Origin of the sequence: Pseudomonas peradeniyensis (genome assembly GCF_014268935.2) — a bacterium.
GTDB classification, from domain to species: domain Bacteria; phylum Pseudomonadota; class Gammaproteobacteria; order Pseudomonadales; family Pseudomonadaceae; genus Aquipseudomonas; species Aquipseudomonas peradeniyensis.
This window is the reverse complement of the sequence record NZ_JABWRJ020000002.1, coordinates 339536-352383: the sequence shown is the minus strand read 5'-3', so window position 1 is coordinate 352383 and position 12848 is coordinate 339536. Positions and strand designations below refer to the sequence as shown.

Annotated in this window: 10 protein-coding genes and 1 pseudogene; 1 reads left to right on the top strand and 10 read right to left on the bottom strand. The window is 63.7% G+C overall.

Features of this window, described 5'->3' with window-relative positions; all coding sequences use genetic code 11:
* Positions 1 to 14: 14 nt before the first annotated feature.
* The 9 genes from hflC to HU751_RS10995 all read right to left on the bottom strand — a co-directional run bounded on the left by hflC (position 15) and on the right by HU751_RS10995 (position 9466).
* Positions 15 to 884 carry a protease modulator HflC gene (gene hflC, locus HU751_RS11035; RefSeq protein ID WP_186713829.1) on the bottom strand — a complete coding sequence of 290 codons (870 nt, stop codon included), beginning with the start codon at positions 882 to 884 and terminating at the stop codon, positions 15 to 17.
* Positions 884 to 2068: an FtsH protease activity modulator HflK gene (gene hflK / locus HU751_RS11030; protein WP_186732649.1), complete on the bottom strand. Its 1185-nt coding sequence runs from the start codon at positions 2066 to 2068 to the stop codon at positions 884 to 886. The genes hflC and hflK overlap by 1 nt, the downstream gene beginning before the upstream one ends.
* A 96-nt stretch (positions 2069 to 2164) precedes the next feature.
* On the bottom strand, positions 2165 to 3466 hold the full coding sequence (gene hflX / locus HU751_RS11025) for a ribosome rescue GTPase HflX (protein WP_186713831.1): 1302 nt from the start codon (positions 3464 to 3466) through the stop codon (positions 2165 to 2167).
* An 18-nt stretch (positions 3467 to 3484) separates the two neighbouring features.
* Entirely contained in the window at positions 3485 to 3745 is a 261-nt protein-coding gene (gene hfq, locus HU751_RS11020) for an RNA chaperone Hfq (RefSeq protein WP_028688261.1), read from the bottom strand.
* 94 nt (positions 3746 to 3839) lie between these two features.
* The gene (gene miaA, locus HU751_RS11015; protein WP_050707077.1) at positions 3840 to 4811 is read right to left on the bottom strand and encodes a tRNA (adenosine(37)-N6)-dimethylallyltransferase MiaA; all 972 of its coding nucleotides are present in this window, start codon (positions 4809 to 4811) and stop codon (positions 3840 to 3842) included.
* 1 nt (position 4812) lies between these two features.
* Entirely contained in the window at positions 4813 to 6714 is a 1902-nt protein-coding gene (gene mutL / locus HU751_RS11010; RefSeq protein WP_186732648.1) for a DNA mismatch repair endonuclease MutL, read from the bottom strand.
* A complete protein-coding gene (locus HU751_RS11005; RefSeq protein WP_371263160.1) occupies positions 6711 to 8153 on the bottom strand; it encodes an N-acetylmuramoyl-L-alanine amidase in 1443 nt (480 codons plus the stop codon). The genes mutL and HU751_RS11005 overlap by 4 nt, the downstream gene beginning before the upstream one ends.
* Positions 8154 to 8606 carry a tRNA (adenosine(37)-N6)-threonylcarbamoyltransferase complex ATPase subunit type 1 TsaE gene (gene tsaE, locus HU751_RS11000; RefSeq protein ID WP_408005738.1) on the bottom strand — a complete coding sequence of 151 codons (453 nt, stop codon included), beginning with the start codon at positions 8604 to 8606 and terminating at the stop codon, positions 8154 to 8156.
* Between the two features lie 8 nt (positions 8607 to 8614).
* On the bottom strand, positions 8615 to 9466 hold the full coding sequence (locus HU751_RS10995) for an NAD(P)H-hydrate dehydratase (RefSeq protein ID WP_186732646.1): 852 nt from the start codon (positions 9464 to 9466) through the stop codon (positions 8615 to 8617).
* Between the two features lie 64 nt (positions 9467 to 9530).
* Between HU751_RS10995 and queG the strand changes: the two genes are divergently transcribed.
* The gene (gene queG, locus HU751_RS10990) at positions 9531 to 10595 is read left to right on the top strand and encodes a tRNA epoxyqueuosine(34) reductase QueG (RefSeq protein WP_186732645.1); all 1065 of its coding nucleotides are present in this window, start codon (positions 9531 to 9533) and stop codon (positions 10593 to 10595) included.
* A 346-nt stretch (positions 10596 to 10941) separates the two neighbouring features.
* Here the strand turns inward: queG and HU751_RS10985 are convergent.
* A pseudogene (locus HU751_RS10985) lies at positions 10942 to 12296 on the bottom strand (IS3 family transposase).
* Positions 12297 to 12848: the final 552 nt, after the last annotated feature.

Genomic DNA, 12848 nt, shown 5'->3' with positions numbered 1-12848 from the left:
TCATGAGAGCAACCTCAGGGCTTGCTCTTGTCCAGGTAACGGAAGAACTCGTTCTTCGGGTCCAGGACCAGTACGTCGCTCTTGCTCGAGAAGCTCTCGCGGTAGGCCTGCAGGCTACGGTAGAACGCGTAGAAATCGGCGTCCTGGCTGTAGGCCTTGGAATAGATGGCAGCCGCCTGGGCGTCACCATCACCGCGGGTTTCTTCCGCCTCACGATACGCCTCGGCCAGCAGCACGCGGCGCTGACGATCGGCGTCTGCACGAATACCTTCTGCCAGCTCGTTACCCTTGGCGCGGTGCTCGCGAGCCTCACGCTCACGCTCGGTGCTCATGCGGTCGAACACGCTGCGGTTGACTTCCTTCGGCAGGTCGATGGCCTTGACGCGAACGTCGACCACTTCGATACCCAGCTCCTTGCTGGCCATGCGGTTCAGCGAGGCGGTGATATCGGCCATCAGCGCGTCACGTTCACCGGACACCACTTCGTGCAGGGTGCGCTTACCGAACTGGTCACGCAGGCCGCTTTCCAGACGACGCGACAGGCGCTCGTCGGCGATCTGCTTCATGCCCGAGGTCGCGGTGTAGAAGCGCTCGGCGTCCTTGACCCGCCACTTGGCGTAGGCATCGACCATCACCGCTTTCTTCTCCAGCGTCAGGAAACGCTGGGTCGGGGCGTCGAGGGTCATCAGGCGGGCGTCGAACTTGCGCACCTGGTTCACGTACGGCACCTTCACGTGCAGGCCCGGCTGGACATCAGCCTTGACCACGCGACCGAACTGCAGCAATACCGCGCGCTCGGTCTGCGAGACGATGTAGAAGCAGTTCCAGGCGGCGATCGCCACGACCACGGCACCAATCAGGGCGAACAGCGATTTATTGCTCATCAGCGGCTCTCCCTGGAACGCAGCGGCGGTTGTTGTTGCAGGTCCTGCGCGGCGCGCGCGGCGGCGTCGTTGACCGACGGCGAAACGCTGCTGACCGGTGCCGACGCGCTGTTGCGGCTACCTTCGACCATCTTGTCCAGTGGCAGGTAGAGCAGGTTGTTCTGCCCGTCCTTGGTGGCCACCATGACCTTGCTGGAGTTGCTGTAGACCTCCTGCATGGTGTCGATGTACAGACGCTGGCGAGTGACTTCCGGCGCCTTGCGGTACTCGACGACCATCTTGCTGAAGCGGTCGGCCTCACCCTTGGCGCGGGCGATGACTTCATCGCGGTAGCCGTTGGCATCCTCGATGATGCGCTGCGCCTGACCACGGGCCTCGGGCACCACGCCGTTGGCGTAGGACTCGGCCTGGTTGCGCGCACGCTGCTCGTCTTCACGGGCGCGGATCACGTCGTCGAAGGCTTCCTGCACTTCACGCGGGGCTGCCGCGCTCTGTACGTTGACCTGGGTGACGGTGATACCGGTGCGGTAGGTGTCGAGGAAACGCTGCAGACGCTCGCGGATGTCCACGGCCATCTGCTCGCGGCCTTCGGTCAGCACCTGGTCCATCGAGGTGGAACCCACCACGTGGCGCAGAGCGCTGTCGGTGGCATGCTGCAGGCTGACTTCCGGCTGGTCGACGTTGAGCACGAAGTCCTGCAGGTTGCTGATGCGGTACTGCACGGTCAGCGGCACCTCGACGATGTTCTCGTCTTCGGTGAGCATCTGGCCCTGCTTGGTGTAGGCCCGCTCGCGGGTCACGTTTTCCATGTACTTGCGGTCGATCGGCGGGAAGTAGATGTTCAGGCCGGGACCGACGGTCTCGTAGTACTTGCCGAAGCGCAGCACCACGGCCTGCTCCTGCTCGTCCACCACGTACACGGCGTTGTACAGCCAGATCGCCGCCAGCACCGCCAGGCCGATGCCCAGCAGCCCATAGCCGCCACTCTTGCCGATATTGCGGTCGCCACTGCCACCGCGTTTCTTGCCACTGCCGAACATGCCGTTCAGGCTGTCCTGCAGCTTGCGGAAGGCCTCGTCGAGATCCGGTGGACCTTTCTTGTCGCCACCACCGCCACCGCCGTTACGGCGACCGCCCCAGGGATCCTGATTGTTCGAGTTGCCACCCGGCTCGTTCCAAGCCATAGCGCTCTCCATCTGATAAAGCAAAGACGCGCCCACGGCGCGCCGTCCAATGCTACAGAATGCCTGTCACCGCTGCCCGACGACCTCGACGGGCATTTATTGCAAAGTGTGTTGCTCGACAAACACTTGCGGCTCCATGCCTTCGCGGCTGACCAGGCGATTCAACTCGACCCTGGGCAGTCGCACGCTCAGCAGGCTGCGCCCTTCTTCATCATGCTCTTCACTCTGCACGGCACCCAGGGCAAAGAATTGCGCGCGCAGGCGGGCAAACCGTTGCTCCAGGCACAGGGTTCCGACATACAGGTCGTCCCCCAGCAACTCGGCTACTGCCTGGCCAACCAGCTCCAGGCCGCGTCCATCACGTGCCGATACCCAGACCCGCTGCGGCTTGCCATCGGCATCGCGCTGGATCTGCGGCTCGACATCTTCAAGCAGGTCGAGTTTGTTATAGACCTCGAGGATCGGCAAGCTCTCGGCGCCGATCTCGCCCAGCACCGCCAGCACCTGCTCGATCTGCTCCATGCGCTCGGGCTCATGGGCGTCGATCACGTGCAGCAGCAGGTCGGAGTTGCTCGACTCTTCGAGCGTAGCCCGAAATGCCTCGACCAGCTTGTGCGGCAGGTGGCGGATGAAGCCCACGGTGTCGGCCAGCACGATCGGCCCCAGGTCGGCCAGTTCGAGCCGGCGCAAGGTCGGGTCGAGGGTGGCGAACAACTGGTCCGCGGCATACACCTCGGATTGGGTCAGGGCGTTGAACAGGGTCGACTTGCCGGCGTTGGTGTAGCCCACCAGCGACACCGACGGGATGTCCGCGCGCTTGCGCCCGCGACGGGCCTGCTCGCGCTGGCTGCGCACCTTCTCCAGGCGTGCCTTGATCTGACGCAGGCGCACCCGCAGCAGACGGCGGTCGGTTTCCAGCTGGGTCTCGCCCGGGCCGCGCAGGCCGATACCGCCCTTCTGCCGCTCAAGGTGGGTCCAGCCGCGCACCAGCCGCGTGCTCATGTGCTCGAGCTGGGCCAGTTCGACCTGCAGCTTGCCTTCGTGAGTACGCGCCCGCTGGGCGAAGATGTCGAGAATCAGCCCGGTGCGGTCCAGCACGCGACACTCGAAGACGCGCTCGAGGTTACGTTCCTGGCTGGGCGTGAGGGTGTGATTGAAAATCACCAGGTCGGCTTCGGCCGATTGGACCAGGTCGCGCAATTCCTCGACCTTGCCGCTGCCGATCAGAAACTTGGCGGTGGGCTGATGCCGCGCCACTGTTACCAGCGAGACGATATCGGCGCCGGCCGACAGCGCCAGCTCCTGAAACTCCTGCGGGTCTTCGCGCGCCTCAGGGTTCTGACCTTCCAAGTGAACGAGCAGCGCTCGCTCACCACCACCGTGGCGCTCAAAGAACAATGCAGGCTCCTACTTTTTTCAAGCGTTGCCTTGCTCGCTGTCGCCGTGATCGGCATCGGACGGGCTAGGCAGGCGAACCGGACGGGCAGGTACGACAGTCGAAATGGCGTGCTTGTAGACCATCTGGCTGACGGTGTTCTTCAGCAGCACAACGAACTGGTCGAAGGATTCGATCTGGCCCTGCAGCTTGATCCCGTTGACCAGATAGATCGAAACCGGGACTTTTTCTTTTCTCAAGGTGTTCAAGTAAGGGTCTTGTAGCGAATGCCCTTTTGACATATGCCGCACTCCTGTAAGGATCAATAGTAGAAAATCAAGAAAATCGATAAATTATGCCGCCCGTCCGCAAGAATAGACGGCATTTGGCAGGGACTCAGCTCAATATGGAGACGGTCCCCAGGTATTTCAAGGTGCGGGACAGATTGTCGCAGGCCAGGCTATCCAGCCAGTGCACGCCTTCCCAGCCGCGCAACCAGGTGAACTGCCGCTTGGCCAGCTGGCGAGTGGCAATGATACCGCGTTCTCGCATCTCATTCTCAGTCAGCTGACCGTCGAGATAATCCCAGACCTGTCGATAGCCCACTGCCCGTATAGACGGCAGTTCCGCGTGCAAGTCACTTCTGGCCCGCAGCGTTCGGACCTCGTCGACGAAGCCCTGTTCCAGCATCTGCGAAAATCGTAACGCAATTCGCTGATGCAAAATGTGACGATCTGTAGGAGCAATCGCCAAACTCGCGACAGTATAGGGCAAATGCCCGCCCGCGCCTGCGTCTGCAGCGCTACTTTCCGCGAATTGACGCTGGCGGTGGGCGGTCATGGTCTGGCCGCTGACCCGATACACTTCGAGCGCACGGATCAGTCGCTGCGGGTCATTCGGATGGATGCGCGCCGCCGATTCCGGGTCCACCTCGGCCAGCTGTCGGTGCAGTTCAGCCAAACCCAGGGTGGCGGCCTGGGCCTCGAGTTCGGCGCGCACCGCAGGGTCCGCCGCCGGCATGTCGGCCAGGCCCTCGATCAGCGCCTTGTAATAAAGCATGGTGCCGCCGACCAGCAGCGGGATCTTGCCGCGCGCGGTGATCTCGGCCATGGCCTCGAGGGCATCGGTGCAGAACCGCTTGGCCGAGTAGCTTTCGGCGGGATCGAGGATGTCGATCAAACGGTGCGGGTGGGCCGCCAGCACCTCTTTGGAGGGCTTCGCGGTGCCAATGTCCATGCCGCGATAGACCAGCGCCGAGTCGACGCTGATCAGCTCGCAGGGCAGCACCTTGGTCAGCTCGATGGCAAGATCGGTCTTGCCGGCCGCCGTCGGCCCCATGAGGAATATCGCCGGGGGTTTCGCACTCATCTCATCGGCCCCGCAGGAACAGCTTGTCCAGGTCGTCCAGGCCCATCTGGGTCCAGGTCGGCCGGCCATGGTTGCACTGGCCGCTGCGCTCGGTGTTTTCCATGTCACGCAGCAGCGCGTTCATCTCCGGGATGGCCAGGCGTCGGTTGGCGCGCACCGCGCCGTGGCAGGCCATGGTCCCGAGCAGTTCGTTCAGGTGCGCCTGGATCCGGTCGCTGGTGCCGTATTCCATGAGGTCAGCCAGCACGTCCTGAACCAGACGGTTGGCCTCGGCCTGCTTGAGCAGCGCCGGGATCTGGCGGATCGCCAGGGTTTCCGGACCCAGGCGCTGCAACTCGAAGCCCAGGCGCTGGAACCACTGGGCGTGCTCCTCGGCGCAATCGGCCTCGCGCTGGCTCAGCGCCAGCGACTCGGGCACCAGCAGCGGCTGGCCGCTCAGGCCTTCGCTGGCCATCGCCACCTTCAGGCGCTCGTACATGATCCGCTCATGGGCGGCGTGCATATCCACCAGCACCAGGCCCACGGCGTTCTCGGCGAGGATATAGATACCCTTGAGCTGCGCCAGGGCGTAGCCCAGCGGCGGGATGTCGCCCTGGCTTTCCGGCAGCGTGCTCGGCGTGACGGCGGCGTTGTCCAGCGGCGCGTAGAACTCGCGGTAGACCGCCTGGGCCTCGCCGACGTTGACCGGCTGCGCGGGGCGCGGAGTGTACTGGTACTGATACCCGGCGCCAGCACCACCGGAGGAAAAGGCCGGCCGCGCCTCGCCCTGGGGTTGTTCGAGCACCGGCGAAGCCAGGCGCATCTCGCCCTGCGGGCCGAACTCGCCGGCCTGCAGGCCGCTCGGGCGAAGCATCTCGCTGGTCGCGGCAGGCGCGGCGAGCTGGTCCTCCGGGCGCACATCGGCCAGGGCGCGGTGCAGGGTGCCATAAAGGAAATCGTGGACCGTGCGCCCTTCGCGGAAGCGCACTTCGTGCTTGGTCGGGTGCACGTTGACATCCACCCCGGTCGGCTCGCACTCCAGGAACAGCACGAAGGTCGGGTGGCGGCCATTGAACAGCACGTCGCGATAGGCCTGGCGCACCGCGTGGGCGACCAGTTTGTCGCGCACGGCGCGGCCATTGACGAAGAAGTACTGCAGGTCGGCCTGGCTGCGCGAGAAAGTCGGCAGGCCGACCCAACCCCACAGCCGCAGGCCGTTGCGCTCGACATCAATGGGCAGCGCCTGCTCGAGGAAGCCCGGGCCGCAGATCGCGCCCACACGCCGGGCCCGGGCCATCTCGTCGGCTGCTTCGTGCAGGCTGAAGATGGTCTTGCCGTTGTGGCGCAGGTGGAAGCCGACATCGAAGCGCGCCAGCGCCAGGCGCCGGATCACTTCCTGCAGGTGATCGAACTCGGTCTTCTCGGCCTTGAGGAACTTGCGACGGGCCGGGGTGTTGAAGAACAGGTCGCGCACTTCGACCGAGGTGCCGACCGGATGCGCGGCGGGCTGCACCCGCGGCGTCATCTCGCGCCCTTCGGTTTCCACCTGCCAGGCTTCACTGGCGTCGGCGGTGCGCGAGGTCAGGGTCAGGCGTGCCACCGAGCTGATCGAGGCCAGGGCCTCGCCGCGAAAACCGAGGCTGAGCACGCCTTCGAGGTCCTCCAGTTCGCGAATCTTGCTGGTGGCGTGACGCGCCAGGGCCAGCGGCAGGTCGTCCGGGGCGATGCCGCTGCCGTTGTCGCGCACCCGCAGCAGCTTCACGCCACCCTGTTCGACCTCGACCTCGATGCGCCGGGCACCGGAGTCGAGGCTGTTTTCCAGCAGCTCCTTGGCTACCGACGCGGGGCGCTCGACCACCTCGCCGGCGGCGATCTGGTTGGCCAGCCGCGGGCTGAGCAGCTGGATACGCGAGCCGCCACTCATTGCTGGGACGCCAGGGCGGTGGTCGGGATGTCCAGGTGTTGGCCGACCTTGAGCTCGTCGGTCTTCAGGCTGTTGCTGCTACGCAGGCTGGCAACGCTGACCTGGTAGCGCACCGCGATCATCGCCAAGGTCTCGCCGGGGCGCACAGTGTGCTCACGCGGCCCCTGGGCGATCTTGCCGCTGTCACGCAGCCAGGCGATGTAGGTGCCTGGTGGCGGGTTCTGCTGGAAGAACTGGCGCACGCCGGTGTGGATCGAGCGCGCCAGCGCCTGCTGGTGACTGCGGGTCGCCAGCTTGGCGGCCTCGTTGGCGTTGGAGATGAAGCCGGTCTCGACCAGGATCGACGGAATGTCCGGCGATTTCAGCACCATGAACCCGGCCTGTTCCACACGCTGCTTGTGCAGCGGCGTGACCCGGCCCATGTTGCCCAGCACCTTCTGGCCGACATTCAGGCTGGAGCTGAGGGTGGCGGTCATCGACAGGTCGAGCAGCACACCGGCCAGCATCCGGTCCTTGTCGTCGAGGCTGACGTTGCCGGCACCGCCGATCAGGTCGGAGCGGTTTTCCGTGTCGGCCAGCCAACGGGCGGTCTCGGAGGTGGCGCCACGGTCGGACAGGGCAAACACCGAGGCGCCAAAGGCGGCCTTCGACGGCGCGGCGTCGGCGTGGATCGAGACGAACAGGTCGGCGCCCTTCTTGCGCGCGATCTCGGTGCGCTTGCGCAGCGGGATGAAGTAGTCGCCGGTACGGGTGAGCTCGGCCCGGTAACCCTTCTCGGAGTTGATCTGGCGCTGCAGCTCCTTGGCAATATCCAGCACGATGTCTTTCTCGTGCTGGCCACGCGAGCCGGATGCGCCCGGGTCCTCGCCGCCGTGGCCGGCGTCGATGGCGACCACGATGTCACGCTTGCCGGCCGGGGCTGGCGGCAGCTTGATCGCCGGTTGCGCCGGGGTGACCGGCACCGCCGGCGTGGTGGCCGGTGGCTGCGGCGTCGGTGGCGGCGTCGGGTTGCTGGCAGCGACGGCGTCGGCTTCCTGGTCGTACAGGTCGACTACCAGGCGATTGCCGTACTGGGCGTTCGGCGCCAGGACGAAGCTTTTGGGCGAGACGGCCTTCTTCAGGTCGACCACTACGCGCAGGTCGGTAGGCGTGCGCTGGGCCGAGCGCACGCTGGTGATCGGCGTGTTCGAGGTTGATACGTTCAGCGGCGCGCCCAGGGTGGCGCCGTTGATGTCGATCACCAGGCGATCGGGTGCGGTCAGGGTGAAGACGCTGTGCTGCACAGGCCCGGACAGGTCGAAGACCAGCCGCGTGTTGTCCGGAGCGCGCCACAGGCGCATGCTCTTGACTTGAGTGACGGCCAGAGCGTCAACGGTCACCGCGGTCAGCAGCAGCCCAACGACGGCGACCAGTGCGCGTATGCGCATACCTTTCCCCACTTACTGTTTGAATTCTTTGGCCAGAACGGCACACCAGGCTTCGCCGCGTGCCCCCTGCGGCGACAGGTTCAGCGAACGTCCGCCCGCTTGCGGGCTTATGGTAATGGTCAGGTCGGGCTTTGGCAAAACGCCCGCGCCTTTGTCGGGCCATTCGAACAGGCACAGCGCATCGCCCTCGAAATAGTCTCGAATGCCCATGAACTCCAGCTCCTCCGGATCGACCAGGCGATAGAGGTCGAAATGGAAGGCGCGAATGTCGCCGATCTCGTAGGGTTCGACCACGGTGAAGGTCGGACTTTTCACCGGGCCATCGTGGCCCAGGCCACGGATCAGGCCACGGGACAGCGTGGTCTTGCCGGCGCCCAGGTCGCCTTCGAGAAAGATCACGCCATGACCTTGGGTCACTTCGGCCAGCTTGGCGCCAAAGGCGACGGTGGCTGGCTCGTCGGCCAGAAACAGGGTTACACCTGACACGCTGAATGCTCCTCCAATAACGCTCTAATGACCGGGACCAGATCGCTGGCCGCCAGCCCTCTACCTTTGACACCCAGGCGCTCGCCCGCGCAGGCATGCAGCCATACCCCCAGGCACGCGGCCTGCCAGGCGTCCAGCCCCTGGGCCAGCAACGCCGCCAGCACGCCGCTGAGCACATCCCCCAGCCCGGCACCGGCCATGGCCGGATGCCCTCGCCCGCACTGCGCCAGCTGCCCGACCGGGTCGGCCACCAGCGTGCCCGCGCCCTTGAGCACGCAGACGCTGGCGTAGCGCCGCGCCAGCTTGCGCGCGGCCCCCGGCCGGTCGGCCTGCACCGCCTCGGTGGAGATGCCCAGCAGCCGCGCTGCCTCGCCCGGGTGCGGGGTGAGGATGCTGCCGCTGGGCAACGCCAGTGGCGCAGCGGCCAGCAGGTTGAGGGCATCTGCATCCCATACCTGCGGCAGATGCGCAGGGGTCACCGCCGACAGCAGGCTGCGGCCCCAGGCCGCCTGGCCCAAGCCGGGGCCGACCACCAGCACCGTGGCCCGTGCGAGCAGGCCGAGCAACTGGTTGGCCGAGCTCACCCCCTGCCACATCACCTCCGGCAGGCGGGCCAGCCCGGCGGCGACGTGCTCGGCACGGGTCGCCACGCTGACCAGGCCGGCGCCGCAACGCAGCGCCGCCTCGCTGCTGAGCATGACCGCGCCGCCGGTACCCAGGTCACCGCCGATCACCAGCACATGGCCGAAATCGCCCTTGTGGGCGTCGGCGGCGCGGGCTGGCAGCCCGGCCAAGGTCAGGCTGCCGAGCAGCAATGGGGGGTGTTTGGTCTGAGGCATGGGGTCAAAGGCTCCGATGTCTGGCAGAATTATACGCACCTCCGCTTGTAATGCTTGTTCATCCATGTCCGCCAACCTCCCAGACATCGCCTCACTGGCCCAATCGATCAAGGATTGGGGCCGCGAACTCGGTTTTGCCCATGTCGGCATCGCCGGCGTCGACCTCGGCGAGCACGAACAGCACCTGCAGCGCTGGCTGGCCGCCGGCTACAACGGCGAGATGGAGTACATGGGCGAGCATGGCCACAAGCGCTCGCGCCCGGCCGAGCTGATCCCCGGCACGCTGCGGGTGATCTCGCTGCGCATGGACTACCTGCCCGGCGACACGCAGATGGCCAAGCGCCTGGCGGAGCCGGAAAAGGCCTACATCTCGCGCTACGCCCTGGGCCGCGATTACCACAAGCTGGTGCGCAAGCGCGTGCAGCACTTCGCCGACCGCATCCAGGAGGCCATCGGCCCCTTTGGCTACCGTGCCTTCGTCGACAGCGCCCCGGTGCTGGAGAAGGCTCTGGCGCAGGAGGCCGGCCTGGGCTGGATCGGCAAGAACACCTTGCTGCTCAACCGCAAGGCCGGCAGCTATTTCTTCCTGGCCGAGCTGTTCGTCGACCTGCCGCTGCCGATAGACGGCGTGCAGGGCAGCGATCATTGCGGGCGCTGCCAGGCGTGCCTGGATATCTGCCCGACCCAGGCGTTCGTTGGGGCCTACCAGCTGGATGCCCGACGCTGCATCTCGTACCTGACCATCGAATTGCGCGGTGCCATTCCACTGGAACTGCGGCCGTTGATCGGTAACCGGGTGTTCGGTTGTGACGATTGCCAGATCGTCTGTCCTTGGAACCGTTTCGCCAAGACCACTACCGAAGACGACTTCATGCCCCGCCGGGGGCTGGACAATATCGAGCTGGCCGAGCTGTTCCTGTGGGATGAAAAGCGTTTTCTCGGCTGCACCGAAGGCTCGCCCCTGCGCCGGGCGGGGTATGAGCGGTTTTTGCGTAACCTGGCGGTGGGGCTGGGGAATGCGCCTTCGACCATTCCCGTCTTGGAAGCGCTCAACGCGCGGCGGGATGATCCTTCGGAGCTGGTACGCGAGCACGTAGAGTGGGCGCTGGCTCGCCACGACGCCCTTTGACGCTTGCCGCTTCCGGCATTGGCTTTGGCTTTGGCGATCAGAAGGTTAACCCCACAGTCCGCTAGCGACAGCTGCGTCAGCCCAGGCGCCGCCCGTACCTTCGCGACTTCAGGAGGCCGAACGCAGGCCTTGCGGAGGGAGGTGACGGGCATGGATGCCCGTCAAGCGCTGGGGCCCAGGATGGGCCCTGCAGCGCGGTCCTCCCGGGAGCAAGGCCGGAGTGAGGGGACCCGAGCGAAGCGGAGGGCCGGATGAATGGAGCGCAGCGTTTTTTGGTTACTTTTTGTCGCGTTTGACAAAAAGTGACTCGCCGTTGAACTGACCCCCGAAAGTTGGACAGGGTACGCTATGGGTTCAGCGCTTGGGTCCGAAATTGTACCGGACTCAAGCCATTTAGTCTGAGACTGATGCGTTCTTGGTTGTAGTAAGCGATGTAATCCTCTAGCCCTGATGCCAGTTGTTCAACACTCTCAAACGATTCCAGATAAAAGAACTCGCTCTTGAGCGTGCCAAAAAGCTTTCCATCGCGGCGTTGTCCAGGCAGTTTCCTTCGCACATGCTCTGCTCGATATTCTTCCCGGCCAACATGTGCCGGTAAGCTGGCTGCTGATACTGCCAGCCTTGATCGGAGTGCAATATTGGTTTGTCATCTTGATTCAGCTGCTCGAAAGCTTGCTCCAGCATTGTCGAAACCATCCTGAACTCAGGGCGTCGGTTGATCTGATAAGCGAGGATCTCGCCGTTGTACAGGTCCATCACCGGCGAAAGAAATAGCTTCTGGCCCTTTACCTTGAACTCTGTCACGTCGGTTACCCATTTTTGATTAGGGCCTGCGCCTTGAATTCACGCTTGAGCAAATCAGATGCAACAAGCCCCTCGGAGCCTCGATACGAGCGATATTTCTTCACTTTGACTAGCGATTTGAGGCCCATCAACTGCATCAGCCGCTGCACCTTCTTGTGATTGATCACCTCGGCATTGTGCCCAAGAACCGCAGTATACGGCGGTAGCCATACCGCCCTTATGCTGGTGATAGACCCTGTCGATGCGTTCCTTGAGGGCAGCATGCCTGTCGGTCTGCAACACTTTGCTTTGGTAGTAAAAGGTACTGCGTGCCAGGCCTGCAGCGCGCAACAGCAGAGCGAGTCGATGCTCACGCCTTAATCCTTGACAGCTTGCGTTTTCTTGCCTGCGCAGTGCGTGGGTCCGCTTGACTGGCAAGGCATCGAGCTTTTTTAGATAGGCATTCTCCGCGCGCAGATATTCCAGCTCTTCGAGCATTTGCTCAGGCGTGAGCTCACGATCCGAAGGTGCAGAAGGTCCTGCGCTGGATTGCTTTGATGGCTTGCGGCATGTTTAACTCTGGGCACGGTTCGGATGAAGGGCTTCTATTCCGCCTTCATCGTACAGCCTTTTCCATTGCCTGATGCTGCTCGGCCCACGGATATCAAACCTTACGCATGCTTGCTGAGCAGACAGCCCGTCTTGCTCGATGCATTGCAAAACCTTTAATTTGAACTGAGCATCGTAGTGACTGTACTTGGGAATCAAACCGGCTGCGCCGTGTTTCTCATAGCCCTTTACCCAGCGGCGCAGCAGCGAAGGGCTCAGCTCATGCTTCAGTGCCACTTCATGAACACTGCGGGCAGAAAGGCACTCTTCGATGAGTGCCTGCTTGAGCGCCAGGTTGTATTTCGTCATGGAACACCCTCCAAGGGATAAGGTGTCCAACTTTCGGGGGTCAGTTCACGTAAGGGCGAAAAGGTGACTATGCGTCAGTATAGCTAATGAATGCGCTTACAACTGTGAAAACCCACGCCGATCGCATTTGACTTTGACTTTGACTTTGACTTTGACTTTGACTTTTAGAGCATGTGTTTTGAAAGCTATATGCGCATTCATTCGCGATGGTGACGCGAAGTCACCTTTCCGCCCTTACGGCGGGTAACTTTTTGAAGGATCAAAAAGTCACCAAAAAATCCTCGCTCCATTCATCCGGCCCCTACGCTTCGCTCCGGGGTTCCCTCGCTCCGTTCTTGCTCCCGGGAGGACCGCGCTGAACGCCCCATCCTGGGGCGCAGCGCTTGACGGGCATCCATGCCCGTCACCTCCCTCCGCAAGAACTCCGCTCGGCCTCCTGAAGTCGCAATTGGCGTTGCCTGAACTATCGCGCGCTTAGAAGCAAGATCAAGATCAAGATCAAGATCAACGGGCATGGGCCAATTATTGGGGCACTAGCAGTATAGCTACAGT